The 26,895-nt window shown below is 69.6% G+C and carries 25 protein-coding genes; 17 read left to right on the top strand and 8 right to left on the bottom strand.

Going from position 1 to position 26,895, the window contains the following annotated elements; translation table 11 throughout:
* Position 1 precedes the first annotated feature (1 nt).
* The 8 genes from nuoI to AC5YDA_RS13015 all read left to right on the top strand — a co-directional run bounded on the left by nuoI (position 2) and on the right by AC5YDA_RS13015 (position 9,100).
* On the top strand, positions 2 to 562 hold the full coding sequence (gene nuoI / locus AC5YDA_RS13050) for an NADH-quinone oxidoreductase subunit NuoI (protein WP_496193068.1): 561 nt from the start codon (positions 2 to 4) through the stop codon (positions 560 to 562).
* Positions 559 to 1,371: an NADH-quinone oxidoreductase subunit J gene (locus tag AC5YDA_RS13045; protein ID WP_496193067.1), complete on the top strand. Its 813-nt coding sequence runs from the start codon at positions 559 to 561 to the stop codon at positions 1,369 to 1,371. The genes nuoI and AC5YDA_RS13045 overlap by 4 nt, the downstream gene beginning before the upstream one ends.
* 6 nt (positions 1,372 to 1,377) lie before the next feature.
* A complete protein-coding gene (gene nuoK / locus AC5YDA_RS13040; RefSeq protein ID WP_496193106.1) occupies positions 1,378 to 1,677 on the top strand; it encodes an NADH-quinone oxidoreductase subunit NuoK in 300 nt (99 codons plus the stop codon).
* Between the two features lie 67 nt (positions 1,678 to 1,744).
* Positions 1,745 to 3,610, top strand: a complete 1,866-nt coding sequence (gene nuoL, locus AC5YDA_RS13035) for an NADH-quinone oxidoreductase subunit L (protein ID WP_496193105.1) — start codon at positions 1,745 to 1,747, stop codon at positions 3,608 to 3,610.
* Positions 3,611 to 3,623: 13 nt separating this feature from the next.
* A complete protein-coding gene (locus AC5YDA_RS13030) occupies positions 3,624 to 5,132 on the top strand; it encodes an NADH-quinone oxidoreductase subunit M (protein ID WP_496193066.1) in 1,509 nt (502 codons plus the stop codon).
* A complete protein-coding gene (nuoN, locus tag AC5YDA_RS13025) occupies positions 5,132 to 6,715 on the top strand; it encodes an NADH-quinone oxidoreductase subunit NuoN (protein ID WP_496193065.1) in 1,584 nt (527 codons plus the stop codon). Before AC5YDA_RS13030 ends, nuoN begins: the two co-directional genes overlap by 1 nt.
* Positions 6,712 to 7,695 carry a polyprenyl synthetase family protein gene (locus AC5YDA_RS13020; RefSeq protein ID WP_496193064.1) on the top strand — a complete coding sequence of 328 codons (984 nt, stop codon included), beginning with the start codon at positions 6,712 to 6,714 and terminating at the stop codon, positions 7,693 to 7,695. Before nuoN ends, AC5YDA_RS13020 begins: the two co-directional genes overlap by 4 nt.
* Positions 7,696 to 7,714: 19 nt before the next feature.
* The gene (locus AC5YDA_RS13015; RefSeq protein WP_496193063.1) at positions 7,715 to 9,100 is read left to right on the top strand and encodes an amidase; all 1,386 of its coding nucleotides are present in this window, start codon (positions 7,715 to 7,717) and stop codon (positions 9,098 to 9,100) included.
* Between the two features lie 49 nt (positions 9,101 to 9,149).
* Here AC5YDA_RS13015 and aceB read toward each other — a convergent pair whose 3' ends face one another.
* A complete protein-coding gene (aceB, locus tag AC5YDA_RS13010) occupies positions 9,150 to 10,790 on the bottom strand; it encodes a malate synthase A (RefSeq protein ID WP_496193062.1) in 1,641 nt (546 codons plus the stop codon).
* Between the two features lie 27 nt (positions 10,791 to 10,817).
* Positions 10,818 to 12,113, bottom strand: a complete 1,296-nt coding sequence (gene aceA / locus AC5YDA_RS13005) for an isocitrate lyase (RefSeq protein WP_496193061.1) — start codon at positions 12,111 to 12,113, stop codon at positions 10,818 to 10,820.
* A gap of 116 nt (positions 12,114 to 12,229) precedes the next feature.
* Between aceA and AC5YDA_RS13000 the strand changes: the two genes are divergently transcribed.
* Positions 12,230 to 13,708, top strand: a complete 1,479-nt coding sequence (locus tag AC5YDA_RS13000) for a helix-turn-helix domain-containing protein (RefSeq protein ID WP_496193060.1) — start codon at positions 12,230 to 12,232, stop codon at positions 13,706 to 13,708.
* A 25-nt stretch (positions 13,709 to 13,733) separates the two neighbouring features.
* Positions 13,734 to 15,170: a threonine synthase gene (thrC, locus tag AC5YDA_RS12995; protein ID WP_496193059.1), complete on the top strand. Its 1,437-nt coding sequence runs from the start codon at positions 13,734 to 13,736 to the stop codon at positions 15,168 to 15,170.
* 93 nt (positions 15,171 to 15,263) lie between these two features.
* Here thrC and AC5YDA_RS12990 read toward each other — a convergent pair whose 3' ends face one another.
* From AC5YDA_RS12990 to AC5YDA_RS12975, 4 genes are all read right to left on the bottom strand, one after another.
* Complete coding sequence (locus AC5YDA_RS12990) at positions 15,264 to 15,749, bottom strand: VOC family protein (protein ID WP_496193058.1); 486 nt, start codon at positions 15,747 to 15,749, stop codon at positions 15,264 to 15,266.
* 241 nt (positions 15,750 to 15,990) lie between these two features.
* Positions 15,991 to 17,325 carry a glucose-6-phosphate dehydrogenase gene (locus AC5YDA_RS12985; protein WP_496193057.1) on the bottom strand — a complete coding sequence of 445 codons (1,335 nt, stop codon included), beginning with the start codon at positions 17,323 to 17,325 and terminating at the stop codon, positions 15,991 to 15,993.
* A 92-nt stretch (positions 17,326 to 17,417) separates the two neighbouring features.
* Positions 17,418 to 17,768 (bottom strand): DsrE/DsrF/TusD sulfur relay family protein, encoded by a 351-nt coding sequence (locus AC5YDA_RS12980; protein WP_496193056.1) that lies wholly within the window; start codon positions 17,766 to 17,768, stop codon positions 17,418 to 17,420.
* A 19-nt stretch (positions 17,769 to 17,787) separates the two neighbouring features.
* Positions 17,788 to 18,036: an OsmC family protein gene (locus tag AC5YDA_RS12975; RefSeq protein WP_496193055.1), complete on the bottom strand. Its 249-nt coding sequence runs from the start codon at positions 18,034 to 18,036 to the stop codon at positions 17,788 to 17,790.
* Between the two features lie 236 nt (positions 18,037 to 18,272).
* On the opposite strand from AC5YDA_RS12975, the gene AC5YDA_RS12970 reads away from it, so the two are divergent.
* The 7 genes from AC5YDA_RS12970 to AC5YDA_RS12940 all read left to right on the top strand — a co-directional run bounded on the left by AC5YDA_RS12970 (position 18,273) and on the right by AC5YDA_RS12940 (position 24,456).
* Positions 18,273 to 18,935 carry a metalloregulator ArsR/SmtB family transcription factor gene (locus AC5YDA_RS12970; protein ID WP_496193054.1) on the top strand — a complete coding sequence of 221 codons (663 nt, stop codon included), beginning with the start codon at positions 18,273 to 18,275 and terminating at the stop codon, positions 18,933 to 18,935.
* A 514-nt stretch (positions 18,936 to 19,449) separates the two neighbouring features.
* The gene (locus AC5YDA_RS12965) at positions 19,450 to 20,007 is read left to right on the top strand and encodes a DUF4242 domain-containing protein (RefSeq protein WP_496193053.1); all 558 of its coding nucleotides are present in this window, start codon (positions 19,450 to 19,452) and stop codon (positions 20,005 to 20,007) included.
* Complete coding sequence (locus tag AC5YDA_RS12960; RefSeq protein ID WP_496193052.1) at positions 20,004 to 21,086, top strand: acyl-CoA dehydrogenase family protein; 1,083 nt, start codon at positions 20,004 to 20,006, stop codon at positions 21,084 to 21,086. The genes AC5YDA_RS12965 and AC5YDA_RS12960 overlap by 4 nt, the downstream gene beginning before the upstream one ends.
* Entirely contained in the window at positions 21,062 to 21,883 is an 822-nt protein-coding gene (locus AC5YDA_RS12955) for an ATP-binding cassette domain-containing protein (protein WP_496193051.1), read from the top strand. The genes AC5YDA_RS12960 and AC5YDA_RS12955 overlap by 25 nt, the downstream gene beginning before the upstream one ends.
* Positions 21,876 to 23,030 carry an ABC transporter substrate-binding protein gene (locus AC5YDA_RS12950; protein ID WP_496193050.1) on the top strand — a complete coding sequence of 385 codons (1,155 nt, stop codon included), beginning with the start codon at positions 21,876 to 21,878 and terminating at the stop codon, positions 23,028 to 23,030. Before AC5YDA_RS12955 ends, AC5YDA_RS12950 begins: the two co-directional genes overlap by 8 nt.
* On the top strand, positions 23,027 to 23,863 hold the full coding sequence (locus AC5YDA_RS12945) for an ABC transporter permease (RefSeq protein WP_496193049.1): 837 nt from the start codon (positions 23,027 to 23,029) through the stop codon (positions 23,861 to 23,863). The genes AC5YDA_RS12950 and AC5YDA_RS12945 overlap by 4 nt, the downstream gene beginning before the upstream one ends.
* 5 nt (positions 23,864 to 23,868) lie before the next feature.
* The gene (locus tag AC5YDA_RS12940; protein ID WP_496193104.1) at positions 23,869 to 24,456 is read left to right on the top strand and encodes an NAD(P)H-dependent oxidoreductase; all 588 of its coding nucleotides are present in this window, start codon (positions 23,869 to 23,871) and stop codon (positions 24,454 to 24,456) included.
* 130 nt (positions 24,457 to 24,586) lie between these two features.
* On the opposite strand, the gene AC5YDA_RS12935 is transcribed toward AC5YDA_RS12940, so the two are convergent.
* Positions 24,587 to 26,356, bottom strand: coding sequence for a DUF2075 domain-containing protein (locus AC5YDA_RS12935; RefSeq protein WP_496193048.1), 1,770 nt, complete (start codon positions 26,354 to 26,356; stop codon positions 24,587 to 24,589).
* 6 nt (positions 26,357 to 26,362) lie between these two features.
* Complete coding sequence (locus AC5YDA_RS12930) at positions 26,363 to 26,713, bottom strand: nucleotide pyrophosphohydrolase (RefSeq protein ID WP_496193047.1); 351 nt, start codon at positions 26,711 to 26,713, stop codon at positions 26,363 to 26,365.
* Positions 26,714 to 26,895: the final 182 nt, after the last annotated feature.

Raw genomic sequence — 26,895 nt, 5'->3', positions numbered from 1 at the left:
CATGGGGCTCCTTGATGCCTGGGCCGGTTTCGGCGTCACGTTCCGGACGATGTTCCGGCGAACCTTCACGCAGGGGTACCCCGAGAAGGGGCAGGAGAAGATCACCGCTCCGCGCTTCCACGGCCGGCACCAGCTGAACCGCTGGCCGGACGGACTGGAGAAGTGCGTGGGCTGTGAGCTGTGCGCCTGGGCGTGCCCGGCCGACGCCATCTACGTCGAGGGTGCGAACAACACCGAGGACGCCCGGTACTCGCCGGGTGAGCGCTACGGCTCGGTGTACCAGATCAACTACCTGCGCTGCATCCTGTGTGGGATGTGCATCGAGGCGTGCCCGACGCGCGCGCTGACGATGACCAACGACTTCAAGCTCGCCGACACGTCGCGCGAGAAGATGATCTACACCAAGGACCGCCTCCTCGCCCCGCTGCTGCCGGGCATGGAGGAGCCGCCCCATCCCCGACGCCTCGGCAACGACGAGAAGGCCTACTTCCTCGGCCTGCCCGCGACGGGCGTCCCGGACACGCGCACCGGTCCCGTCGAGACCGAGGAGGTCGCTTCGTGAACACCCTGCTTCCCCTCGTCACCGGAGCGGAGGTGACCTTCTGGGTGGTGGCGCCCCTCACCGTGCTCGGTGCCCTCGGCCTGATCCTGAGCCGTCGTGCCGTGTACGCGGCGTTGTCGGTGGCCGTCACGATGGTGGGCCTCGCGGTCCTCTATGCGTCGCTCGATGCTCCGTTCCTGGCGATGACGCAGATCATCGTCTACACCGGCGCCGTCCTGATGATGTTCCTGTTCGTCCTGATGATGGTCGGCATCGTGACCCCGGACTCGGCGGTCGAGACCATCAAGGGCCAGCGGCTCCTGGCGATCCTGGGCGGTATCGGCGTCGCCGCACTGCTCTTCTTCGCCATCGGCGGCACGCTGTACCGCGAGCCGGCCACGGTGACCTCGGCGAACGCCGAGTTCGGTGGCAACGTCGAGGGCCTGGCGAACCTGATGTTCGGACGCTACGTCTTCGTCTTCCTGCTGTCGGCGGCCGTCCTGATCGTCGCGGCCGTCGGCGCGATGCTGCTCGCACACCACGAGCGCGTGCGCCCGAGGAAGGGCCAGCCCGAGATGGCGGCCGATCGCCTGCACGCCTACCGGATGAAGGGCGAACACCCCGGTTCGCTGCCCAACTCCGGCGTGTACGCGGGCAGCAACGCCATCGGCGTGGGCGCTCTGCTCCCGGACGGCACCGTCTCGGAGAAGTCCCTCAGCGAGACCCTCGTGATGCGCGGCGCCCTGATCGACCCGGCCCCGCTCACGCAGGTCACCGTCAACACCTTCGCCGCGATCGAGACCATCCGCGACGAGGACGAGGAGGACTGAGCCATGATGAACCCCGAGAACTACCTCATTCTGGCGGCCCTGCTGTTCGTCCTCGGCGCCGTGGGCGTCATGCTCCGTCGCAACGCGCTGATCGCGTTCCTCTGCGTGGAGTTGATGCTGAACGCCTGCAACCTGGCGTTCGTGGCCGGTGCGCACATCACCGGGACCCTCGACGGACAGACCACGGCGTTCTTCGTCATGGTGGTCGCCGCGGCCGAGGTCGTGGTGGGCCTGGCCATCATCGTTTCGATCTACAAGACGCGCCGCTCGACCTCGGTCGACGACGCCAACCTGCTGAAGCTCTGAGGTGGGCGACGTGATCCTTCTCGAAACCATCGCCGGAACCATCGCCGAACCGGTCGCAGCGACCGGGATGTTCACCTGGGCGTGGACGATGATCGCCGTACCGGCGCTCGTGGCGGCCCTTCTCCTGCTGGGCGGCAAGCTCACGGACGCCTGGGGGCACCTGCTCGCGACCGGGGCGGTGGTCTGGTCGTTCGCGATCGCCACCTGCCTCTTCGCCGAGCAGTTGCTGTCCCCGGCCAACGAGCGCGCGGTGTCGGCACCCCTCTACACCTGGTTCAGCGTGGGGGAGTGGAACTTCCAGATCGGCCTCCTGGTCGACCAGCTGTCGATCCTCTTCGCGCTGCTGATCACGGGCGTGGGTGGCCTCATCCACATCTACTCGATCGGCTACATGAGCCACGACCCGCGCCGCCGCCGGTTCTTCGCGTTCCTGAACCTGTTCATCGCCGCGATGCTGGTGCTGGTGCTCGCCGACAACTACCTGATCCTCTTCATCGGCTGGGAGGGCGTCGGCCTGGCGTCCTACCTGCTGATCGGGTTCTGGCAGCACAAGCCGTCCGCCGCCGCCGCGGCGACCAAGGCGTTCGTCATGAACCGCGTCGGTGACCTCGGCATGCTGGCCGCGATCTCCTCGATGCTGGCCATGTTCGGCAGCTCCAAGTTCACCGAGGTGAACGCTGCCGCCGCCGCCACGCAGCCGCTGTGGGCCACGCTCATCGGCCTGTTCCTGCTGCTGGGCGCGTGCGGCAAGTCCGCGCAGGTCCCGCTGCAGGCCTGGCTCCTGGACGCCATGGAGGGCCCCACCCCGGTGTCGGCGCTCATCCACGCCGCGACGATGGTCACCGCGGGCGTCTATCTGGTCGTCCGCAGCCACGCCCTGTTCGAGGCGGCCCCGACCGCCCAGCTGGCCGTCGTGATCGTCGGAACCGTGACGTTGCTCGTCGGCGCCTGGATCGGTACGAGCCAGGACGACATCAAGAAGGTGCTGGCCGCCTCGACGATGTCCCAGATCGGCTACATGATGCTCGCTGCGGGCATCGGCCCGGCCGGCTACGCGTTCGCCATCTTCCACCTGCTGACGCACGGCTTCTTCAAGGCCAACATGTTCCTCGGCGCCGGATCGGTCATGCACGGCATGAACGACGGCGTGGACATGCGACGCTACGGCGCCCTGCACAAGGCCATGAAGGTCACGTTCTGGACGTTCGCCATGGGCTACCTGGCCATCATCGGCTTCCCGTTCTTCTCGGGTTACTTCTCGAAGGACCACATCATCGAGGCCGCGTTCCACAGCAACGTCTTCATCGGCGTGTGCGCGCTCATCGGCGCCGGCGTCACGGCGTTCTACATGACGCGCCTCATGTTGATGACGTTCCTCGGCGAGAAGCGCTGGCTGCCCGGGGTGCACCCGCACGAGTCGCCGAGGGTGATGACCATCCCGCTCATCGTCCTCGCCGTCTTCTCCGTGGGCTTCGGCCTCGTGATGAACGGCTGGATCCAGGGCTGGCTGTCCCCGGCCGTCGGCAACGAGGTCCACTCCGTCAGCCTGATCCCGACCCCGGTCGGGTTGGCGACGACGGCCGTCGTGGCCCTGGGCGTCGTCGTGGCCTGGCTGGTCTTCGGCCGCTCGTCGATCCCGGTGACCGCCCCCGCCTCCAACAACCCGTTCACGCTCGCCGGGCGCAACGCGCTGTTCGGCGACCAGGCGAACGACTTCCTGTTCGTGTCGCCTGCCGCCGTGATGGCCTCCGCCGTCGACACGACGGACTCGAAGGGCATCGACGGGGCTGTCGACGGCACGGGACGGGCGTTCGCCGGGTTGTCCACCCAGACCCGCCGCCTGCAAACCGGGTACGCCCGCAGCTACGCCCTCACCATGGTGGTCGGCGTCCTGCTCGTGGGTGCCGTTCTGATCCTCAACCAGCTGGGTTGAGGGAGGAGTTGACATGACATTCCCCTGGTTGACCTTCCTCGGCCTGCTGCCGTTGGTCGGTGGCGTGCTGCTCCTCCTGCCCATGGGCAGGGGTGCGGCGAGGCTGCTCGGCCTGGTCTTCTCGCTGTCGACGCTCGCCGTCGCCATCGGTGTGACGTTCCTCCACGCGACCGGGGCGGACCTCGCGGTCCAGGCACCCTGGGTCCGGGCCTTCGGTGCGTGGTGGGCGCTCGACGTCGACGGCATGGGCCTGGCGATGGTCCTGATGACCGCCATCCTGACCCCGCTCGTCCTCCTGGCCGAGTGGGAGCCGCCGGCGAACCGCTGGAGCGCCCAGGCGTTCTTCGCGCTCGTGCTGATGCTGGAGGGCCTGTCGCTGTTCGTCTTCATGGCCAACGACGTCTTGCTCTTCTACATCTTCTTCGAGGCGACGCTGATCCCGACCTACTTCCTCATCGTCGGTTTCGGTGGGGTGCGCCGCTCGTACGCCGCGGTGAAGTTCCTGCTGTTCAGCCTCGCGGGTGGCCTCGTCATGCTGGCCTCGGTCGTCGGTGTCTACGTCGCCGGCGCGGCGCAGGGTGCTCCGTCGTACCTTATCGCCGACCTGGCCGCCGTCCGCTTCGACGGTGACCTGGGCCGCTGGCTGATGCTGGGCTTCCTGATCGCCTTCATCATCAAGGCGCCGATGGTCCCGCTCCACACCTGGCTGCCGGACGCCGCGGAGCACGCGACTCCGGGCACCTCGACCCTGCTCGTCGGCGTGCTGGACAAGATCGGCACCTTCGGCATGATCAAGCTCTGCCTGGGGCTGTTCCCCGAGGCGTCGCTGTGGATCACCCCGTTCATGGTGGTGTTCGCCGTGGTCTCGATCATCTGGGGTGCACTCGGTGCGATCGGCAGCCGCAACCTGCTGCGCCTGGTCGCCTACACCTCGGTCAGCCACTTCGGCTTCATGGTGCTGGGCATCTACGCGTTCACCACCACCTCGCTGGCCGGCTCGATCGTCTACATGCTGAACCACGGCTTCACGACCGCGGCCCTGTTCCTCGTCGTCGGCTACCTGGGCAAGCGCTCGGGCAGCTACGAGATCACCGCGTTCGGCGGCGTGCAGAAGGTGGCCCCGGTCCTGGCGGGCGTCCTGCTCACGTCGGGGCTGGCGGCGCTCTCGCTGCCCGGCATGGGCCCGTTCGTCAGCGAATTCATGGTCATCTCCGGCACGTGGAGCCGCTACCCGATCGTGACCGCGTTCTCGTTGCTGGGTGTCGTCCTCGCCGCCGTGTACATCCTGCGGATGTACCAGAAGACGATGACCGGCCCGATCTCCGACCAGACCGCGGCCCACTTCACGGGTCGCGACCTCACCGGACTGGAGAAGCTGATCATGGTGCCGATCATCGGGGTGCTGCTGTTCCTCGGTTTCGTGCCCCAGCCTGCCGTCCAGCTCGTTGAGCCCACCGCACAGGCGACCTTGGCCCACGTCGGTACCACCGACCCGGCCCCGGTCGTGAAGGGAGCCAAGTGATGTCGTCCATCCTCCTGCCGGCCCTGGAGATGGCGGCGCCCACGCTCGAGTGGCGCGCCCTGGCCCCGGTGCTGCTGGTGCTCACGGCCGCGTGCGTGGGCATCCTCCTGGATGCGGTCCTTCCCCGCGCCTACCGGTTCCTCGCCCAGATGACCCTGGTCTTCGCCAGCGTCATCCTGTCGCTGGGCTTCCTGGTCATGAACTGGCGAGCGCCGCGCCAGGGCCGTCTGGCCATGGGCTCGATCATGCTGGACGGCCCGACCTACTTCATGTGGGCCGCACTCCTCGTCTTCGGTGCGCTGGCCTTCATGGTGTACTCGGAGCGCCAGCTCAACGGGGGCGTGAGCACGTTCGCCGCGTCCGCCGCGTCCGTACCGGGCTCGGTCGAGGAGGCTGACGCGACGGCCGCCCGCCGCGAGCACACCGAGGTCTTCCCGCTGGGCCTGTTCGCCCTCGGCGGCATGATGGTCTTCCTGGCCAGCTCCGACCTGCTCGTCATGTTCGTTGCGCTCGAGGTCTTCTCGCTGCCGCTCTACCTGATGTCGGGCATGGCGCGCCGTCGCCGTCTGCTCAGCCAGGAGGCCGCGCTGAAGTACTTCCTCCTCGGAGCGTTCAGCTCGGGCTTCTTCCTGTTCGGCATCGCGATGCTGTACGTGTACAGCGGCTCGTTCGACCTGCGTGCGATCCACGAGGCGGTCGCCGGCAACGCCCTGTCCGGGCAGGGGCTGCTCTACATCGGCCTCGCGTTCCTGGCCATCGGCCTGCTGTTCAAGGTCGGCGTCGTGCCGTTCCACAACTGGGTCCCCGACGTCTACATGGGTGCCCCGACCCCGGTCACCGGCTTCATGGCGATCTGCACCAAGCTCGCCGCCATGGGCGCGCTGCTGCGCGTCTTCTACGTGGCCCTGGACGGGGAGCGCTGGAACTGGCAGCCGTTGTTCGCGGTGCTGGCCGTCCTGACGATGGTCGTCGGCATCATCGGCGCCCTGACCCAGTCCGACATCAAGCGCCTGCTGGCCTACTCGTCGATCGCGCACGCCGGCTTCCTGCTCACCGCCGTCGTCGGCGCCGCGCAGGTCGTCCCGGCCGGTCAGGCCACGTCCACCGCGGCGATCATGTTCTACTTCGTCGCCTACGGCTTCGCGACGATCGGTGCCTTCGCGATCGTCACGATGGTGCGCCACGCGGCCGGCGAGGAGAACACGATCGCGGGCTGGTCCGGCCTGGCCCGGAAGAGCCCGTGGGTGGCCGGCATCATGACGCTGTTCATGCTGAGCTTCGCGGGTATCCCGCTCACCGGTGGCTTCATCGGCAAGTGGGCCGTGTTCACGGCCGCTTGGCGCGGCGGCTACAGCTGGCTCGTGGTGGTGGCGGTGCTGGCCAGCCTCGCCGCGGTCTACTTCTACCTGCGGGTGGTCGTGGTCATGTTCGCCGGTGAGCCTGCCAAGGGCGTCTACGTCGGCAACGCGAGCGCGTGGACGTGGATCCCGGTCGTCGTCGGTACCGTCGCGACCCTGTGGCTCGGCATCGTGCCCGACCAGGTGATGCAGTTGGCTACGTTCGCCGGTGGCTTCCTTCGGTGACGCTCCAGCAGCCCGCCGTTGACCCGGCCTTCGAGGCGCTCGTCCGCGAGCGCCTCGAGGCCGTGGAAACGCGCCTCGCCACCACCGCGGCCGCCCAGACGGCCTTCATCACCGACGCCGCGCAGCACCTGCTGGCGGCCGGGGGCAAGCGGTTCCGGCCGCTTCTGGTCGTCCTGGCGTCGCAGCTCTACCCCGACGCCGAGGAGTCGATGATCGACCGTGCGGCCGTCGTCATGGAGCTCACGCACGTGGCGAGCCTGTACCACGACGACGTGATGGACGAGGCGGAGATGCGCCGCGGCGTCCCCTCGGCGAACTCCCGGTGGGACAACACCGTCGCCATCATGGTCGGTGACTTCCTGTTCGCCAGGGCGTCCGAGACGGTCGCGACGATGGGCACCGAGTACGTGCTGCTGCAGGCCGAGACGTTCGCGCGCCTCGTTCAGGGCCAGATCGCCGAGACGCGCGGCCCCGAGCAGGGCGCCGACCACCTGGCCCACTACCTGGACGTGATCGCCGACAAGACCGGATCGCTGATCGCCGCCTCGACGGTGTTCGGGGGCATGGTGAGCGGCGCGCCGCAGGATGTCCTGGACGCACTGGCGCAGTACGGCGAGGAGCTCGGCGTCGTCTTCCAGCTCTCGGACGACCTGATCGACATCGCGTCGGACACGTCCGGCAAGACGCCCGGCACCGACCTGCGCGAGGGGGTGGCGACCCTCCCGGTCCTCATGCTGCGCCAGTCCGCCGGGCCCGAGGATGCCCGCCTGCTCGACCTGACCTCGCGCCCGCTGGCGGATGAGGACGAGGTCGCCGAGGCCCTGGCCGCACTGCGCGCCCACCCGGTGCTGGAACAAGCCCGCAACGAGGTGCTCCGACGCGCCGAAGTGGCGCGTGGTCACCTGGCACGCGTGCCGGCGGGGCCTGCCCGTGACGCCCTGTCGGCGCTCTGTGACCAAGTGGTGTCCCGCTCGCACTGACCCCCGCTAGCGTGGGGTCATGAACATCCCTGCCCACGCCCCCGCCGTCGAGATCGCCCAGCGCGTCCGGGCGGGGGAGTGGAGCGCGGTCCAAGTGGCGAGGGTCGCCCTGGCCGCCGCCGAGGAGCACGGGCCCGCACTCGGGGCCTTCGCGGCCATGACACCCGAGCGCGCGTTCGCACAGGCCGCTGCCGTCGACGCCATGATCGCCCGGAACGAGGATCCCGGCCCCCTGGCCGGTGTCCCGTTGCCCATCAAGGAGTTGGCCCAGGTCGAGGGTCTCCCGTTCGAGTGCGGCTCCGCTGCGCTCAGCGGCACCATCGGCGAGTCGACCGACATCGTCGTCCAGAGACTCTTCGACGCCGGTTCGGTCACGATCGGCACGACCACCGCACCCGAGTTCGGGTTCCCCGCCTACACCGAGCCCGCCCACCGGCCGCCCGCCGTGACGCCGTGGGACACGCGCAGGGGTGCCGGGGGCTCCTCGGGCGGCGCGGCGGCGGCGGTGGCTGCGGGGATCGTCCCGATCGCACATGCCTCCGATGGCGGGGGCAGCATCCGGATCCCCGCGGCGTCCTGCGGCGTGGTGGGGCACAAGCCGTCGCGGGGGTGGGTGCCGACCCTGCCGAGCCGCGCACCAGGACCGGGATTGGTGAGTGACGGCGTGATCTCCCGGACGGTCGCCGACACGGTGCTCGCCCTCGACGTGCTGGTGCCCGGGCGCGACGTGGCGCGGCTGGCCGCCGACGAGTTCGGACGCCTCCGCATCGGCGTCCTGACCACCCCTGTCATCAGCGACACCGCGGAGGTGCACCCGGCCTGCAGCGACGCCGCACGCGTCGTCGCGGGCTGGTTGGCCGACCTGGGCCACGAGGTCGTGGAGGCGCCGGTGCCGTTCCCGGCCGAGCGGTGGGCCGCCTTCGACGCGGTGTGGGCGACGGGGGCGGCCTCGATCCCGCTGCCGCCCGAGGCCGAGGACGCGCTGACCCCCATGACCACCTGGCTGCGCGGACGCGGTCGCCGGGTCACGGGGGTCGAGTACGCGCAGGCTTTGGCCGCGATCCAGCTGCTCGGTCACGAGACGGCGCAGAACTGGGCCGACCTCGATGTGGTCATCACGCCCACGCTCGCGCGGCCGCCGGCGTTCGTCGGAGAGCTGCGGAACGACGCCGACCCGGCGGAGGACTTCGCCGCCCAGATCGAGTACACCCCGTGGACGTCCGTCGCCAACCTCACCGGACGCCCCAGCATCAGCCTTCCGTTGGTGCGCACCTCGGTGGACGGTGTCGAGCTCCCGATCGGCGTCATGCTGACCGGACGCCTCGACCGTGACGGCGTCCTGCTGGGGCTGGCGTCCCGCCTGGAGGCCGAGCATCCGTGGCCGTTGGTGGCGCCGGGGTTCTGACGTGCCGAGAGCCTGCCTCCCACGGGGGAGGCAGGCTCTGGACTCACGGTCAGGCGACGAACCGCTCGTACGCCGGCAGGGTGAGGAAGTCGGGGTACTCATCGGCCAGGGCGACCTCCTGGAAGAGCTCGCGGGCGTCGTCGAAACGATCGCCCTCGAAGCGCTCCAGCGAGTCGAACACCTCGTCGAAGACCTGGCCGAGCCACGCCGTGGTGACCTGGTTGCCCTCCACGGTGGTGACTCCCGCGTTGCGCCACTGCCAGATCTGCGAGCGGGAGATCTCGGCGGTGGCCGCGTCCTCCATCAGGTCGTGGATCGCCACGGCCCCGTTGCCCCGCAGCCAGGCCTCGATGTAGCGGATGCCGACATCGATGTTGGTGCGGACGCCGGCGTCCGTGATCGTGGCGCCGGGGATGGCCAGGTCGATCAGCGCCCGGTCGTCCGGGATGACGTCGAAGCGGCGCTTGTCGATCTGGTTGGGACGCTCCCCGAGTGAGGCGTCGAAGACCTCGCGGCAGACCGGGACCAGGTCGGGGTGGGCCACCCAGGAGCCGTCGAAGCCGTCATCCGCCTCCCGCCGCTTGTCGGCGCGGACCTTGGCCAGGGCAGCCTCGGTGACCTCCGGCTTGCGGCGGTTCGGGATGAACGCCGCCATGCCGCCCATCGCGCTGACACCACGGCGGTGGCAGGCGCGGACGAGTTGGTCGGTGTAGGACCGCATGAACGGCGCCGTCATCGTGACCTGGGCGCGATCCGGCAGGACGAAGTCGGAGCCACGGTCGCGGTAGTTCTTGATGATGCTGAACAGGTAGTCCCAGCGGCCGGCGTTCAGGCCGGAGCTGTGCTGGCGCAGTTCGTAGAGGATCTCCTCCATCTCGAACGCCGCGGTGATGGTCTCGATGAGCACCGTCGCACGGATCGTCCCGCGCGGGATGCCCAGGAGGTCCTGCGCCCGGATGAACAGGTCGTTCCAGAGGCGCGCCTCCAGGTGCGACTCGGTCTTCGGCAGGTAGAAGTACGGCCCCCGGCCCCGGCGCAGCAGCGCGCGGGCGTTGTGGAAGAAGTACAGGCCGAAGTCCACGACGCCGGCGACCATCGGCTTGCCGTCGACGAAGAGGTGCTTCTCGTCGTAGTGCCAGCCACGGGGCCGGACGATGATCGTCGGGGTCTGCTCAGCGGTGACCTCGTACGCCTTGCCCTCGGGCGAGGTGAACGAGATGGCGCCGCGGATGGCGTCGAACAGGTTGAGCTGTCCGCCGATCATGTTCTCCCAGGCGGGCTGGTTGGCGTCCTCGAGGTCGGCCAGCCAGGTCGCGGCACCGGAGTTGAGCGCGTTGATGGTCATCTTGCGCTCGGTCGGCCCGGTGATCTCCACGCGGCGGTCCTCCAGGCCGGGGGCCAGCGGGGCGCCCTGCCAGCTCGCGTCGGCCCGGATGTGGGCGGTCTCGGGCAGGAACCGCGGGTCCTCGCCGTTCGCGATCGCCTCCCGGCGGGCGTGGCGGGCCGCCATGAGCTCGTCGCGTCGCGCGGAGGCGAGGTCGTTGAGCTGGACGATGAAGTCGATCGCCGCCGGGGTGAGGATCTGCTCCTCACCGGGTGCGACGGTCGGCGCCTTCTTGGTGAAGCGCGGGTTGAGGGAGGGGTCGCCGAAGCTCGAGGTTCGGTCCGCCAGGCTCATGGTCTGGTTCACGGTGGTCTCCTTGTCGTGCAGTGTCTGTCAGTGGAACTGGCCGGCCTCGGTGGAGTTCGCCATCGCGGTGGTGGAGCTCTCGGGGTTGACGATCGTGGCGACGGCGTCGAAGTAGCCGGTGCCGACCTCACGCTGGTGCTTGGTGGCGGTGTAGCCACGCTCCTCGGAGGCGAACTCGGCCTCCTGCAGCTTCACGTAGGCCGGCATGCCGTCGCGCGCGTAGCCGTGGGCCAGGTCGAACATCGAGTGGTTGAGCGCGTGGAAGCCGGCCAGAGTGATGAACTGGAAGCTGTAGCCCATGGCGCCCAGCTCGCGCTGGAACTTGGCGATCGTGTCGTCATCGAGGTGCTTCTTCCAGTTGAACGACGGCGAGCAGTTGTAGGCCAGCATCTGGTCGGGGTGCTCGGCCTTGACGGCCTCGGCGAACTTCCTGGCGAGCTCGAGGTCGGGGGTGCCGGTCTCCATCCAGATGAGGTCCGCGTACTGCGCGTAGGCCTTGGCGCGGGCGATCGAGGGCTCGATGCCGTTGCGGACCTCGTAGAAGCCCTCGGCGGTGCGGCCACCGGTCAGGAACGGGCGGTCACGCTCGTCCACGTCGGAGGTCATCAGCGTGGCGGCCTCGGCGTCCGTGCGGGCGATGATGACCGACGGCACGCCGGAGACGTCCGCGGCGAGGCGTGCGGCCGACAGCGTGCGCTCGTGCTGCTTGGTCGGGACGAGCACCTTGCCGCCCAGGTGGCCGCACTTCTTCTCGCTGGCGAGCTGGTCCTCCCAGTGCACGCCCGCCGCGCCGGCGGCGATCATGCTCCGCATGAGCTCGTAGGCGTTCAGCGGGCCACCGAAGCCGGCCTCGGCGTCCGCGACGATCGGGACGAGCCAGTTGTCCACGGTGGAGATGCCCTCGAGGTGCTCGATCTGGTCGGCGCGCATCAGCGCATTGTTGATGCGGCGGACGACGGCGGGCACCGAGTTCGCGGGGTAGAGGCTCTGGTCGGGGTAGGTCTGGCCCGCGAGGTTGGCGTCGCCGGCGACCTGCCACCCGGACAGGTAGATGGCCCTGAGGCCGGCCTTCACCTGCTGGACGGCCATGTTGCCGGTCAGGGCGCCGAGGGAGTTCACGTAGTGGCCGTTGCCGCGGGAGACCTCCTCCCACAGGATCTCGGCGCCGCGCCTGGCGAGGGTGAACTCCTCCTGGACGGTGCCGCGGAGGCGCATGACGTCCTCGCCCCTGTAGTCGCGGCGGACGTTCTTCCAACGGGGGTTGGTCATCCAGTCGAACTCGAGGGAGTCGGCGGTGAGGGGGGTCTGGGTGTTCGCGGTCATGGTGTGCTCCCTTGCACTCGGGGTCCGGGTTGTCCTGAAACCAGCTTGGGGCCGCCCCGCCACTTCTTCACCACAAATGTGTGGAAAAATCTGCGAAATTTCACTAACGTGAAGTTGTGACGAATACCCCGTGGCACACCCCGGCGCCGGCGCCGGAACAGGAGTCCTTCCTCGACTCTTTCGGGCTCGGACGCCGACTCCATGCACTCCGCAAGCAGCGCGGCCTCACCCTCGCGCAGGTGGCGGAGCAGGTCGAGGTCGCACCGTCCCAGCTGTCCATGATCGAGAACGGCAAGCGGGAGGCCCGCGTGGGCGTCCTGCAGCGGCTGGCCGCGCTGTACGGGACGACGCTGGACGACCTGACCACCGGCACGCCGAGCCACCGCACCCAACTCGAGGTGGAGTTGGAGGCGGCGATGCGCTCCCCCCTGGCGCAGGCGGCGGGCCTGCCCCCCATCCGGATCTCGCCGCGGACGCCGACCGACGTCCTGGAGGCGATGGCCGCCCTGCACCGGGAACTCCGCAGGCAGGCCGAGGAGCGGGCAGCCACACCGGAGGAGGCCCGCCGTGCCAACACCGAACTGCGCCGCGAGATGAGGGACGGTGGCAACCACTTCCCCGAGATCGAGGCGGCGGCCGCCGACCTGTTGCAGCGGGTCGGCTACGCCGGGGGACCCCTGTCCGAGCGGATGATCGGCGCGATCACCGACCACCTCGGCTTCTCGATGGCGCACGTGTCGGACCTGCCGCCGTCCACCCGGTCGGTGACCGACCTGGTGAACCGGCGCGTCTACCTGCCCCGCTCGAGCCGGCCGGACCACAGCCCCAAGGCTGTCCTGCTGCAGGCGCTGGGCCACCAGGTGCTCGGCCACTCGCGCCCGCGATCCTTCGGCGAGTTCCTGCGCCAGCGGGTCGAGACCAACTACTTCGCCGGCGCGTTGAGCATGCCGGAGCGGCAGACCGTCGAGATGCTGCAGCGTGCCAAGCAGGCCAAGGACCTCTCGATCGAGGACATCCGCGACGCCTACGGCGTCTCGTACGAGGCGGCGGCGCACCGCTTCACGAACCTGGCCACCCAGCACCTGGGGCTGCGGGTGCACTTCTCGAAGGTCCACCAGTCCGGGACGTACTACAAGGCCTACGAGAACGACGGCGTCCCGTTCCCGTCCGACCACACGGGCGCCATCGAGGGTCAGGTGGCCTGCCGCTACTGGACGTCCCGGCAGGTCTTCGAACAGGTCGACGCCTTCAGTGCCTACCGCCAGTACACCGACACGCCGGCCGGAACCTTCTGGTGCACCGCGCACATCGAGAACGAGTCGAGCGGGCTGTACGCCATCACCGTCGGCGTGGGGTTCAATTCGGCCAAGTGGTTCCGCGGCCGGGAGACGCGCAACCGGCACAAGTCGACGTGCCCGGCTCCGGACTGCTGCCGGGTGCCGTCCCAGCACCTCATGGACACGTGGGCCGGCCGCGCCTGGCCGTCCGCCCGCGCGCACTCGCACCTGCTGGCCGCGCTGCCGCCCGGGGCGTTCCCCGGCGTGGACGAGACCGAGGTGTACGCGTTCCTCGATGCGCACAACGACCGGGGATGAGGGGTGCTGCGGATAGGCTGTCACGGTGAAGTACCTCTCGACCCGTGACAGCAGTGGACGCCCCGGCCTCCCGTTCTGCGACATCCTGCTGGAGGGCCTCGCCCCCGACGGTGGGCTGTACCTGCCGGACGCCTACCCGCACGTCGACGCCGACCAGCTGGCCTCGTGGCGGACCCTGCTCGCCGAGGAGGGGTACGCCGCGCTGGCCGCGGCCGTGCTCCGCCTGTACGTGGACGACATCCCGACCGAGGACCTCCGTGGCATCTGTGAGCGCGCCTACACCGCGGAGAAGTTCGGCACGGACGCGATCGTCGGCCTGACCGACCTGGGCGGTGGCGTCCTGCTGGGCCACCTGAGCAACGGCCCGACCGCCGCGTTCAAGGACATGGCGATGCAACTGCTCGGCGAGTTGTTCGAGTATGAGCTCGAGCGCCGCGACCAGACCCTGACGATCCTCGGAGCGACCTCGGGGGACACCGGTTCGGCGGCCGAGTACGCGATGCTCGGCAAGGCCCGCGTCCGCGTCTTCATGCTGACACCCGCCGGACGGATGAGCCCGTTCCAGCAGGCGCAGATGTTCAGCATCGACGACCCCGCCGTCGTGAACATCGCCCTCGACGGCGTCTTCGACGACTGCCAGGATCTCGTCAAGGAGGTCAACGCCGACCTGGCGTTCAAGGCCGAGCACTCGATCGGTGCGGTCAACTCGATCAACTGGGCCCGCCTCGTCGCGCAGGTCGTCTACTACGTGGGGCTGTACCTGCACGCGACCACGGCGAACGACCAGCGGGTCACCTTCGCCGTCCCGTCCGGCAACTTCGGGAACATCTGCGCCGGGCACATCGCCCGTGAGATGGGGCTGCCGATCGACACGCTCGTGCTCGCCACCAACGAGAACGACGTGCTCGCGGAGTTCTTCCACACGGGCGTCTACCGCGTGCGGGGGACCGCCGAGACGCACGAGACGTCCTCGCCGAGCATGGACATCTCCAAGGCGTCCAACTTCGAGCGGTTCATCTTCGACCTGCTGGGCAGGGACGCCGACGAGACCCGTCGACTGTTCGGACAGGAGGTGCCGGCCACCGGATCGTTCGTCCTGACCGACACCCCAGAGTTCGCCGGGCTGCGGGAACGGTTCGGGTTCGTGGCCGGCTCGAGCTCGCACGCCGACCGGGTCGCGACGATCGCCGCCGAGGCCGGACGCCATGGCTACGTGGTCGACCCGCACACCGCGGACGGAGTGAAGGTGGCCCGCGAGCTGCTGGTGTCCGAGGGACTGACCCAGCCGGTCATCGTGCTCGAGACGGCGCTGCCGGTGAAGTTCTCCGCGACGATCGTCGAGGCGCTCGGCCACGACGTGCCGCGTCCGGAGCGGTTCGCCGGCATCGAGGACCTGCCGCGGCGCGTACTGGCGCTGCCCCATGATGTGGACGCCCTGAAGCGACTGATCGCCGAATCCTGAGGCCGTGCTGCATTTTGTGTCGGCGAAGTTGGTCATCATCGGGGTGTTTTGCCGACACAAAATGCAACACGGGGTCTGGCCGCCGCTGCCCAGCTACACCCCGGCGACGGCTCTCTCGATGGTGTCGACATCGATCTTCTGCATCGGCAGCATCGCCGCGAAGGCGCGCTGGGCGACGCCGGGGTCGTCCGAGATCATTGCCTCGGACAGCACGCGCGGCGTGATCTGCCACGAGACGCCCCAGCGGTCCTTGCACCAGCCGCACTGGCTCTCCTGGCCGCCATTCTCGACGATCGCATTCCAGTAGCGGTCGGTCTCGGCCTGGTCCTCGGTCAGGATCTGGAACGAGAAGGCCTCGCTCTGCCGGAACTCCGGACCACCGTTGAGCCCGATGCACGGGATCCCGCACACCGTGAACTCGACCGTCAGTACGTCGCCCTGCTTGCCGTCCGGATAGTCGCCGGGTGCGGCGCGCACGGCGTCCACCCGACTGTCGGGGAACACCGAGGCGTAGAACCTCGCCGCACCCTCAGCGTCCTTGTCGTACCACAGGCAGATCGTGTTCTTGGGGATCCCCATCGCCGTCTCCTTCGTTCGACCGTTTCACGCTAACCCCGGTCGTTCGTCGGCGACAAGCCGAGGTCGCGATGCAACAGGGTGGCGGTCATGGGCGCATCGGCACGTCCGCGAGGACCACGCCCTGCTCGCCGACCCACGGGCGACGCCATCGAGCCGGACCTTCCGGGCCCGTCCGGCCCCGTCCGTCACCACCGGCCGGAGACGGGCGTTCAGCCACCTCGGGCCGCAGCGGACCGTCGACTCAGGCGGGCCCGGACGACCCCGCCGCGTAGTCGTGCAGGGGCTGATCGGCCCAGGCGTCCATGACCTCCTCGGTGATGCGCCAGCCCTCCTCGACGCCGTCGCCCCGGACGGTGAAGGTGGGGTCGCCCTCGAGGATCCACCGGATCACCGAGCCGTACGCTGTGAGCGCGGCCTCCGGCATCTCCGAGCTCACGGTGACGCGGGAGCGCCCGCGGCTGTCGAACGGGCCACCGACGTTCAGGCCGAACCGGAGGTGTTCGTCCTCGAAGCCCATGCAGATCGTGTTGGGTGGCAGGTCGCGGGACAGGCCTGCGTACGTGTGCGGCGGCTGCTTGAACGTGACGAGGATCTCCTGGCGCGGGTCGCCGATGGCCTTGCCGGAGCGCAGTGTCACCGGCACGCCCGCCCACCGCCACGAGTCGACCTCGAGGGTCACCCGGAAGAACGTCTCGGTGTTCTTGGACGCGTCCACGCCCTCTTCATCGACGTAGTCGGGGAGGGCCTTCCCACCGACATGGCCCGCGGTGTACCGGCCGCGGACGGCCTGTGTCGGGTCGCTGCGCCACAGGTGGGCGTTGCGCAGGATGTGGGCGGTCCCCGCCGGCACCTCGACCTCGTCCAAGCGGCTCGGCGGATCCATCATCACCAGCGCCATCACCTGCAGCAGGTGGCTCTGGAACATGTCCCGCAGGGCGCCGGTGTTGTCGTAGAACGCCGCTCGGCCCTCGAGGCCGAGGGTCTCATCGAAGGTGATCTCGATCTTCTCGATGTGTTCGGCGCTCCACAGGGGGGCGAGGAGGCGGTTCGCGAACCGCAGGCCGACGAAGCTCAACACGCCCGGCATGCCGGGGAAGTGATCGACCCGGAAGGTCCGCTCCTCGGGGACGACCCGCGCGGCCAGCCGGTTGACCGCGCGGGCGGTCTCGAGGTCGGTGCCAACCGGCTTCTCCAGGGCGAGCGCCAGGTCGTCCGGGACGTCGATGGTCGTCAGCGCCTCCACGGCCTTGATGGTGACCGACGGCGGCAGCGCGAAGTAGAGGCAGGTCGGGCCGTCCACCTCGGCGAGCAACGTGGCGAGGTCGTCGGCGGAGGTGGCGTCCGCGGTGATCCAGCGCGTGGTCGAGCGGGTGTGCTCCGCGGCGGGCCCGGACGCCGCGGCGAAGGCATGCGCCACGGTTGCGTCCCAGCCGGGGAAGTCCTTGTGTGAGGAGCCCACCACCTGCACGCGGCGGTCGGGCTCTCCGGTGAGGTACGTCGCGATCCCGGGCAGCAGCAGTCGCGATGTCAGGTCGCCCGAGGCGCCGAGGATGACGAGCGTCTGGATCTGGTCCATACGTCCACGGTAGCCGTGCTGCATTTTGTGTAGACAGAGCTGGTCATCGTGGGGGTAGTTCGTCTACACAAAATGCAACACGGGGCGTCCGTTCAGAAGACCAGCACCTTCTCGGAGTCGAGGGTGCGGTCGGTGAGCTCCTCCATCGTCGAGCGACGGGCGCCGTCGACGAGCATCTCCGCGGTGATGCCGCGGGCGTCCATGCAGGTGCCGCAGCACAGGATCTCCCCGCCGCTGCGGACCACCGAGCCCAGCATGCGGTCGAGCTTGTAGTAGCCGTCCGCCGTCTTCTGGCCGGCCATCGCGGTGGTGACGCCGTCGCCCATCAGGAAGACGGTCATGTCGACACCGTCGCGCTTGGCCATGGACGCCGCGAGACGAATGGCGTTGTAGGTGGAGTCCAGCCCGTAGGCGGAACCGTTGATGATCATGAGGGCCTTCATGGTGGGTCCTTTCGAGGTTTCAGGCGCGTTCGACGGTGGTGGACAGGGGGGATCGGGTTGGGGATCGTGTAGGCGAAGGGGCACGCGCGGTCTCCTGCCAGCGGGCCAGCGTGGCGTCGTCCACGTCGGCGACGGTCACGACCGTGGAGGCGTAGCCGGCGCCCAGGCCGGCCAGCAGGTACTGCAGCGGGTCGGGGGCCACGCCCTGCCCGCCGAACCCGGGTGCGATGTCGACATGCAGGTCGGTGCTGGTGCCCCCGTGGGCCACCGAAGCCGTGACCGCAGCCCCTCCTGGTGCAACAAGCGCGTGGAGGGCCGGTGGAGCTTCTGGAGCCGGAACACCGACGCGTCGTCACGGCCGCGTTCGACCGCGCCGCCCAGGGCATCGATGTCGAGGTTGTTCAGTCTCATCCCCCTATTCAAGGAGTTCATTGAGCAGGAGGGTAGCAGCGGGTCGCGCGGAAGGCCCTACTATTCACGCGAATCGTTGAGGAAGGTGTTGGGGTGGACGGCCGCGAGTTCAAGGACGAGGTGTTCTCTCACTTCGCCCGGATGGGGGCTGCCTTCGGCCATGCCAAACGCGTCGAGATCATCGACGTCCTGGCCCAGGGGGAACGCAACGTCGAGTCCTTGGCCGAGCAGATCTCCGCGAGCATGGCGAACACGTCCCGCCACCTGCAGATCCTCTCCGCCGCCGGGCTGGTCAACCGCCGGATCGAGGGGACCGCACGGGTGTACCGGCTGTCCGACCCCGGCGTCGAGGCGGCCTACCGCACCCTGGTGGGGCTCGCCGAGACCCGTGTGGCTGAAGTCGCGGCACTGAGCGAGGCGTTCTTCGCCCACGCGGACGGCACCCGTCCCATCACGTTCGACGAACTCGACGCCCTCAGCCGTTCGGGCGACGTGGTCCTGGTGGACGTGCGCCCGGCGTCCGAATTCGCCACCGGACACGTCGATGGTGCGCTGAACATCCCGCTGGCCGAGCTCTCCACCCGGCTCTCCGCGCTGCCGGATGACGCCACCGTCGTGGCGTACTGCCGCGGGCCCTACTGCGTGATGGCCGCCACCGCCGTCACTCGCATCCGCGCGGCCGGCCGCCACGCCCTTCGCCTCGAGGGTGGCTATCCCCAGTGGCGCGACGCAGGACGCCCGACCAGCCGGTGCTGAGGGTGTCCTCGCTGGGTGTGCTGCATTGTGTGCTGACAGAACTGGTCATCGTGGGAGTACTTTGCCGACACAAAATGCAGCACGGGGCCTGGTTGGGAACGCCTGACCCCTGCTCCCGCCGCTGAGGACGACGTCTCGCGGCCGGGTCACCCGGAGGACGGATTTGCAGGATCTTCCAGGGCCGTATTAACTTCACTGCACGGCCCGGGGAACTGCCCGGCCCCACGTGAGGACACTTCCATGATGCAGGTCTCCGAGTCGCGCAACGCGACCCTGGCCCTGTCCGCCGCGAGCATCGGTCTCGCCGCGATGAAGCGTTCCTGCGGCTGTTGTGACGCCTGACGCGTCGCTCAATCCCCTTTTTTGCGCTGACGTGACCGCGCCCTGACGGGCCGGTCCTTTCGCGTACCCACCCCCGGATTGCCGGCGCCACCCAGGCGTCCGGTTCAGCGCGCCCCGATGCGCGCCCCCTGCCCTCTCGGCAACCACGATCAACCCACACCCAGGAGAAACCATGTCCACGCTCTTCCTCGTCGAGGTCGTCCCCACCGCCCAGGACGCCACCAACGCGCTGAACACCCTCGCCCAGCTCGACACCCGCGTCCGGGACGCCGGCGCCCAGCTCATCGAGGCCCAGGTCGCCGAGGGTGGCGCGCGGATCTTCGCGATCATCGAGGCCGAGCACTCGGGCCAGATCACCGAGGCCACCGAGGGCCTCGACGCCGCGGAGGTCTCCGAGCCCGCCAAGGTGCGCCTCGTCGGCGCCGACCTCGAGGAGATCAAGGCAGCCCGGCCCGAGGCCGGTTACCTCGTCGAGTGGGACATCCCCGCCCACATCGACATGAACACCTACCTCGCGCGCAAGGCGGCCAAGACCCCGCTGTACGCGGACGTCCCCGAGGTCGAGTTCCTGCGCACCTACGTCCGCGAAGACATGGCCAAGTGCCTCTGCTTCTACAACGGCCCGGACGAGGCCGCCATCAAGCACGCGCGCGACGTCGTCAGCACCCCCGTCGACCGACTGCACGCGCTGGTGAACGTCCAGGTTCCGCTCGCGGGGTTCACGCGATGACCGCCGGGCCCGCCACGCTCGCGCTGGACGCCGTGGCCCGCGAGGTCGCCGCTGCCGCGGCCTCGGTGGACGCCGGGGCCCCGGCCACCGCACACTTCCCCGCGCTCGCCGCGGCGGGCCTGCTCGACCAGGGCGTCGAGGACCTCCTCGCCGGGCGCACTGAGGCCCGCGACGTCCGGGCGGCCGCCGAGACCATCGCCGCGCTGGCCGAGGAGTGCCTCCCGACCGCATTCGGACTGTGGGCCCACCGGGTCGTGGAGGGCTACCTCGCCCGCGCCCCGCGCACGGACGCCACCGTCGCGGCCCTCGCGCAGCTCCGTACCGGCGAGGTCGTCGGCGCGACCGGCATGGCGCAGGCACTCAAGGCGGACGCCGGTGTCGGTGAGTTGGGCATCCACGCCACCCCGGACGGCCAGGGCGGCTGGTACCTGGACGGGTTCGTCGCGTGGGTCAGCAACCTCACCGACGGGGCGGTGCTGGTACTGCCGGCCTCCACCGGCCCGGGGAGCGGTGTGGATGACGGCATCGTGGTCTGGGTCCGGCACGGCACCCCGGGACTGTCCGCCCGCCCCATCACCGGGCTGCTCGCGCTCGACGCCACGGCGTCCGGGACGCTCAAGCTCGACCGGGTGCACGTCCCGGCCACCCACGTGGTGAGCACCGGTCTCGGCGCGTTCGTCCACGCCGTGAAGCCGTCGTTCCTCATCCTGCAGACCTCGTTCGCGGCGGGGTTGATCCGCCGCAGCTGGAGCGAGATCGAGCGGGCCCTGGACCGCGCCGACAACGCGGTCTTCGGCGCGGAGGCGCGGGTGCTGGGCGCCGAGGTCGAGGACTTCCTCGAGCGGTGGCAGACCCTGGCGTCCGACGTGGTCGGTCATCCGGTGCGCGACTTCCTGCAGGTGCGGCTGGACGCCAGCCACCTGGCCCAGCGCGTGACCCGCCTCGAACTGACGCTGGCCGGCGGGCGCGGCTACCTCGCCGCCAACGCCGCCAACCGGCGGTTCCGCGAGGCGGCGTTCCTCCCCGTCCAGTCACCCTCGGAAGGACACCTGCGGTGGGAACTCTCCTCGCCCGCCTGACCGACGTCGACGCCGGCTACGGCGGACGCGCGGTCCTGACCGGCCTCACGCTCGACGTGGTCCGGGGCCGGCGGCTCGTGGTCCTCGGCCCGTCGGGTGCGGGCAAGTCGACGCTGCTCCGGCTGCTGACCCGTGAGATCGAGCCCCAGCGCGGCACGGTCTCGTTCGACGGGCGCGACATCGACCCCGAGGCGGGCACGTCCGCGCCGGTGGTCGAGGGCGTGGTCACCCAGGATCCGGAGCTGTTCGGCTGGCTCACCCTCGCCGAGAACATCGCGCTCGGGCTGCGGTTCGCGGCCAACCGCTCGCGGAGCCTGTCCGGTCCTGCCCGGGTGGACGAGTTGGTCGACCTGCTCGGCCTGACCGGGGTCGTCGACCGCTATCCGGACGAGGTCTCCGGCGGGCAGGCCCAGCGGGCGTCGCTGGCCCGGGCGCTCGCCATCGACCCGGACCTCCTGCTCCTGGACGAGCCGTTCAGCGCGCTCGACCCGGCGACCCGCCACGAGCTCCAGGTCTGGCTCCGCCGCGCCGCGACCCAGCACGGGCTCACCACCGTGCTCGTCACCCACGACCTCGACGAGGCCCTCGTCGTCGGCGACACGATCGTGCTCGTCGACCGGCACGGACGCCTGCGCCACACGTGGTCCAACGCGCGCCCGGCCGCGGACGCCACGGCCGCGCTGGTCCACCCGCTGCGGTCGGTCCTGCGCCGGGGGTACGACGCGGACGACGCCCCCCTCGAAACGGGCGACGAGGAGTTCTCGGGTTTCGCACCGATCGGAGGACGCCGTGGCTGACCTCAATCGCCGGACCCTGCTCCGCACCGCCGGGCGCGCCGGCGCGGCGGTGGGGCTCACCGCCCTGGCCGGCCGCGGGGCGTGGCTGGCGGCCGAACCGGCCGTCGCCGCCCTCACCCCCGCGCTGGAGCGCGAGGTCCGCATCGGCTACCTGCCCATCACGGACGCCTCGGCCCTGCTCGTCGCCCACGAGCGCGGATTCCTCGCCGCTGCGGGGCTGCCGTCCGCCAAGCCCATCCTGTTCCGCTCCTGGGACGCCCTGGCCCAGGCACTCGTCGTCGGCGAGGTGGACGCCGTCCACCTGCTCATGCCGTTCGCCCTCCAGCTGCGCCTGGGACTCCGGGTGCCGCTCAAGGTCGTCGCGTGGGGCCACACGAACGGCTCGACCCTGACCGTCGCCCGCCACATCACCCGCACCGAGGAGCTCTCGGGCACCAAGATCGCCGTCCCCGCCTGGTGGTCCGTTCACTCGGTGCTGGTCCAGCGGATCCTGGCCGAGGTGGGCCTGCGCCCGGTGCTGGGGCGTCCCGCCTCCTCGGGGACCGTCGAGCTCGTCGTCATGCCGCCGTCGGACATGGTGCCGGCGCTGGCGTCGGGGGCGATCGCCGGGTTCACGGTGGCCGACCCCTTCAGCGCGGTCGCGGAGGCGAAGGGGGCGGGCCACGTCCACCGGTTCCTCGGGGATGTCTGGCACGACCATGCCTGCTGCGCGATCACCGTCCGCGCCGACCTCATCGAGGCCCGCCCGCGCGCGGTGCAGGCCCTCACCGACGGGGTCGTCGCGGCGCAGGCCTGGCTCGACGCCAACCGCGCGGGCGCCGGCCCGCTGCTGTCGACGGCGGGTTACCTGCCCCAGCCGGAGCCGGCCATCAGCAAGGTCTTCACCCGCGGGCCGGAGGCGTACACGACCATCAACCGGCACCCCGACTGGCGCCCCGAACGGCTCGGTTTCTCCGCGTTCCCGCAGGCCGGCTACACCGCGTCGCTGGTCGAGCTGTTGCGCGGCACCGCCATCGACGGGGACACCTCGTTCCTCGCCACAGACGCCGCCAGGGCCCACGCCGAGCTGGTCGACGACCGGTTCGTCCGGAACTCGCTCGCCGCGGCCAACATCCCCATCGCCCCTCGTCAGGAGCAGATCGCATGAGTGCCTCGATCCTTGACCTCCGCTGGGCCGCCGCCCTGCGTTCACGGCGGTCGGTGCGCCCGTCCGCCGCCACCGCCGCGTGGCTCCCGCTCACCGGGGTCGTCGCCGCCACCGGATTCTGGTGGCTCCTCACCGACGTGGCGTTCGCCTCGCGGCCGTTGGTCGCGGGGTTCTCCCCGACACTGGCGGTGCGCGGGCTGGCCGAGCTCGCGGCGTCCGGCACGCTCGTGGACGCCGCGGCCGCGTCGGTGCTCCGGCTGCTGGCCGGGCTGGCCGTCGCGTTCGTCCTCGGCGTCGTGGGGGGAGTGGCGCTGGGCCAGCTCGCCTGGTTGGAGAGTGCCACGAGGCCGGTGCAGCTGTTCCTGAAGATGGTGTCGCCGCTGTCGTGGGCGCCGGTGGTGATCATCGCCTTCGGCGTGGGCACCCTCCCCGTCGTCGCCCTCGTCGCCGCGGCCGCGGTGTGGCCGATCCTGACCGCGACGGCCGACGGGGTGCGCGGCGTCCGGCCCGCCCACCGGCAGGTGGCCCGCAACCTCGGGGCCACCTCGTGGGAGGTGGTCCGCCACGTGGTGGTCCCGGCGATCCGGCCGAACGTGCTCGCCGGGCTGCGCCTGGCGCTCGGGCTGGGCTGGGTCGTGCTCGTCCCCGCCGAGATGCTCGGTGTCACGTCGGGTCTGGGCTACGCCGTGCTCAACGCGAAGGACCAGTTGGCCTTCCACCACGTCACGGCGCTCATCATCGTGATCGGCACCATCGGTTTCGCGCTGGACGTCGTCGCCCGGTGGGTGCTGGCCACGCCGAGGCAGCGCCGGGACGAGCGGGGAGGGCCGTGAGTGCCATGGCCGTCGACGCGGGAGCTGCCGCGGTGGTCGTCGCGCCCGCGCGGATCGTGGTGCTGAGCGCCGGGCACGCGCCCGCGTCCAGCACGGCCCGGCTCGCGGGGCTGCTGGGGGATTCCGCGCTCGCGGCGTTGAGGGCGGCCGGACGGGTCGGTTCCGTCGATCACGTGGAGCTGCGGCGCGTGGCGCTGGACGTCACCGCCACCCTGCTGGGGGGCGACCGGACGCCCGCGCTCGCCGCGGCGGTGGCGTCCGTGCAGGCGGCGGACGCGCTGGTCGTCGTGACGCCGACCATCAACGCGTCGTTCTCGGGGCTGCTGAAGTCGTTCCTCGACGTGCTGCCCGTGGACGCCCTGCGCTCGGTCCCGGTGACGATCGCGGCGACCGGTGGGACCCAGCGGCACACGCTGGTCCTCGACCAGGCGGTCCGCCCGATGCTGGGTTACCAGCGCGCGATCGTCCTGCCGAGCTGCCTGTACGTGACGGCGGACGAGTGGGACGGTCCGCGTCCGTCGGGTGCGCTGGCCGAGCGGATCGCCCTCGCCGGAGCCGAGTTGGCCTCGTTCACACCTGTGCGGGTGGGCTGACCTGGCCCTGTGTTGCATTTTGTGTCGGCACAACTGGTCATCATCGGGTTACTTTGCCGACACAAAATGCAACACGGCCCTTGGTGTGGCCTGGGCAGGCTGGTGAGACGGCTCGCAGACGGACCGCCGGCTAGCGAGGGCTTCGCCGTTCCTGAGCCTGGAGCAACGCGGACTGAAGCTCGTCGTCGACGGCGAAGATGTAGAGCCCGTGGACGCCCCGTGTCAGGAGGATGTTGAGCTGGTTGCGCAGCAACTCCTCAGAAGCGTCGTGCTTGCTGCCGTCCAGCAAGGAGCGCTTGTGGGTGGCGTGTCGATTGGCACTGGCTTCACTGTCGAACACGATGTGGCCGTCGCGGTACTTGACGGACGGGCCGATGATCACGCCGACGTAGTTCAGGTCGAACCCTTGGACAGTGAAGATGGACCCGACCTCGTCGATGGTGTGAGGCTGCTCGGCCCAGGAGAGGCCACGCAGTTGGCGCTGGTCCCTCCGGGCGCCACGGTGCTGTCGGTTCCACGGGAGGCGCCACTCGTCGACCGTGACCTCCCACTTTCCTCCGTCCGGAGCTTCGCGGCCGCTCACGTAGGCCCAGTCGAATGTCGCGGTGAGCCTCGACAGCCCGTGGGACTGCTGAGCATTGCGCTGCTTGATCGCTGCGTGAAGCGCGGGGGCCGAATCGAAGACCCGGAGGTCGTAGCGCTCGTCGGTGGGCAGGGCTTCGATCTGGCCTTCGTCGACGAACCGCCGAATCCACTGCCACGTCTGGGGGTCGGCGTGGATCCGCATCTGTTGGTTCAGCTTGATGGTCGTCTGATCCCGCAGCCAAGCGCGCTGGGAGGACTCCCAGTACTGGTTGGCAGCGATGGTCTGCTGGGGATCGAACACGGCGACGACCACCTTCGCGCGCCGCAGCAGATCCTCAAGCTGGTTGGTGCCGCGGTAGGACTGCTTGCCTTGGGTCCACAGCAAGTGCGCCTCGTCGACGAGGAGCACATCGGCATCCAATGAGGGTTGGCGGCCGTTGATGAACCGCGTCGGCTTGCCGACCCGCTCAACCCCGCCCTGCAACAAGCCCAACTTCTGCGCGATCTGGGTGTAGACGGTCAGCTGTTCGTCGTGGTTCACCAGCAGGTGGGCGTCGAGGTCCTGGAAGGCGAACGGGTCGGCCTCCGAGTCCCCACCTTGGAAGAGCTCGTAGAACAGCGCACTGAGGAGCACGGTCTTCCCGGTGCCAGCCGCCCCCTCCACGAGGATCAGGTGGCCCATCTCCGAAGGGGGCTCTTGCGGTGACTGGAGTGCCTTGCGGATCTCCTCATAGATCGCGTCCTTCGCTTGCACCTGTTCGTCGGTGAGCTTGTGGAACGGCGACGCCTTGAAGAGCGCGGAGTCGCGAATGATCGCTTCGGCCGGGAAGAGCTTCTTGTCATGGGTGCGCAGGCTGCGCCAGATCTCCGAGAACACGGCGTCGAAGTACTGCTGGGAGAAGTACCTGCGCTGGGGGTTTGCCCGGCGGTTGTTGAGCGTCTTCACCGAGGCCACGCCGGATAGATACAGCATCAATCGATTCTCGACGTCCAAGGTGAGTGACTTGTTGAAGTACTCATTTCCTATGACGAGCATGCGGGAGGTCGGCGAGTCGGCGAACTTCTTCCAGTCACCGCGGGTGAGGGGGTCCGCTGTGAGGTGCGTTTGGGTGCGGCGGACGATGTCAGTGGTCTCGCCCACGTAGACCTCGTACTGGCCGTCGGCCGGCTCATGCACCACGTAGACCGTGGGGTACTCCCGGAGAAGCTTGTTCCTGCGCTCTGCGGCCATCCCTTGGGCCGCTGACAGTTCCTCGACGAACGAGGTGAGTTCGGTTGTCGTGAAGGCGAGCTCAATGATCTCCGTCTTGCCCACTGGTGATCAGGCCTTGAACGGGGCCACGCCCCGCACTTGGTCGGGAGGAAACCGAGTCTCAGCCCCCGTCAGCTTCGAGTGCGCTGCCCCGACCAGGTCGATGTCCAATGCGTCCGCCAGGCCCATCAAGTAGATGAGGATGTCCGACATCTCCTCGGCGGCACGTTGCTGGCGGGCGGGCTCGCTGAACGCCTGCACGGCAAGGTCAGCGGGCACCCACTGGAACAGCTCGGCCAACTCACCCACCTCGCCGACCAAGGCGAGGATGAGCGACTTCGGGTCGTGGAACTGGTCCCAGTCACGATCAGCGTTGAACGTGCGGTAGCGCTCGCGCAGTTCTTCGAAGGTCTCCGCCATGAGGTCAGTCTCTCATCGGCCCGAGCAGTCATCTGTTTCGGACGAGACCGTGCGGTGTCGCCTGCCATGAGCATGGGACCGGGGTAGCGGGTTTTCTGCCAGGTTCATGGGACCACTTGGATTGCCAGTCATGGGACCACCCGGCGTGTCTTGCCGGTGGGTCCTGGGTCGGCTCGTTGGAT

This window comes from Propioniciclava sp. LT294 (assembly GCF_059516005.1).
Note: the sequence above shows the minus strand (reverse complement) of the source record. Positions and strands in the feature narration are given on the sequence as shown.

What these genes read in the sequence shown, in the direction of transcription:
- nuoK (WP_496193106.1), top strand. Translation starts at nt 1,378, where the DNA reads ATGAACCCCGAGAACTACCTCATTCTGGCGGCCCTGCTGTTCGTCCTC.
- nuoL (WP_496193105.1), top strand. Translation starts at nt 1,745, where the DNA reads ATGTTCACCTGGGCGTGGACGATGATCGCCGTACCGGCGCTCGTGGCG.
- AC5YDA_RS12980 (WP_496193056.1), bottom strand. Translation starts at nt 17,768, where the DNA reads ATGAAGGCCCTCATGATCATCAACGGTTCCGCCTACGGGCTGGACTCC.
- AC5YDA_RS12960 (WP_496193052.1), top strand. Translation starts at nt 20,004, where the DNA reads ATGACCGCCGGGCCCGCCACGCTCGCGCTGGACGCCGTGGCCCGCGAG.
- AC5YDA_RS12990 (WP_496193058.1), bottom strand. Translation starts at nt 15,749, where the DNA reads ATGGGGATCCCCAAGAACACGATCTGCCTGTGGTACGACAAGGACGCT.
- AC5YDA_RS13015 (WP_496193063.1), top strand. Translation starts at nt 7,715, where the DNA reads ATGAACATCCCTGCCCACGCCCCCGCCGTCGAGATCGCCCAGCGCGTC.
- AC5YDA_RS12945 (WP_496193049.1), top strand. Translation starts at nt 23,027, where the DNA reads ATGAGTGCCTCGATCCTTGACCTCCGCTGGGCCGCCGCCCTGCGTTCA.
- nuoI (WP_496193068.1), top strand. Translation starts at nt 2, where the DNA reads ATGGGGCTCCTTGATGCCTGGGCCGGTTTCGGCGTCACGTTCCGGACG.
- AC5YDA_RS12930 (WP_496193047.1), bottom strand. Translation starts at nt 26,713, where the DNA reads ATGGCGGAGACCTTCGAAGAACTGCGCGAGCGCTACCGCACGTTCAAC.
- AC5YDA_RS12965 (WP_496193053.1), top strand. Translation starts at nt 19,450, where the DNA reads ATGTCCACGCTCTTCCTCGTCGAGGTCGTCCCCACCGCCCAGGACGCC.
- AC5YDA_RS13030 (WP_496193066.1), top strand. Translation starts at nt 3,624, where the DNA reads ATGACATTCCCCTGGTTGACCTTCCTCGGCCTGCTGCCGTTGGTCGGT.
- AC5YDA_RS12985 (WP_496193057.1), bottom strand. Translation starts at nt 17,325, where the DNA reads ATGGACCAGATCCAGACGCTCGTCATCCTCGGCGCCTCGGGCGACCTG.
- aceA (WP_496193061.1), bottom strand. Translation starts at nt 12,113, where the DNA reads ATGACCGCGAACACCCAGACCCCCCTCACCGCCGACTCCCTCGAGTTC.
- AC5YDA_RS12940 (WP_496193104.1), top strand. Translation starts at nt 23,869, where the DNA reads ATGGCCGTCGACGCGGGAGCTGCCGCGGTGGTCGTCGCGCCCGCGCGG.
- nuoN (WP_496193065.1), top strand. Translation starts at nt 5,132, where the DNA reads ATGTCGTCCATCCTCCTGCCGGCCCTGGAGATGGCGGCGCCCACGCTC.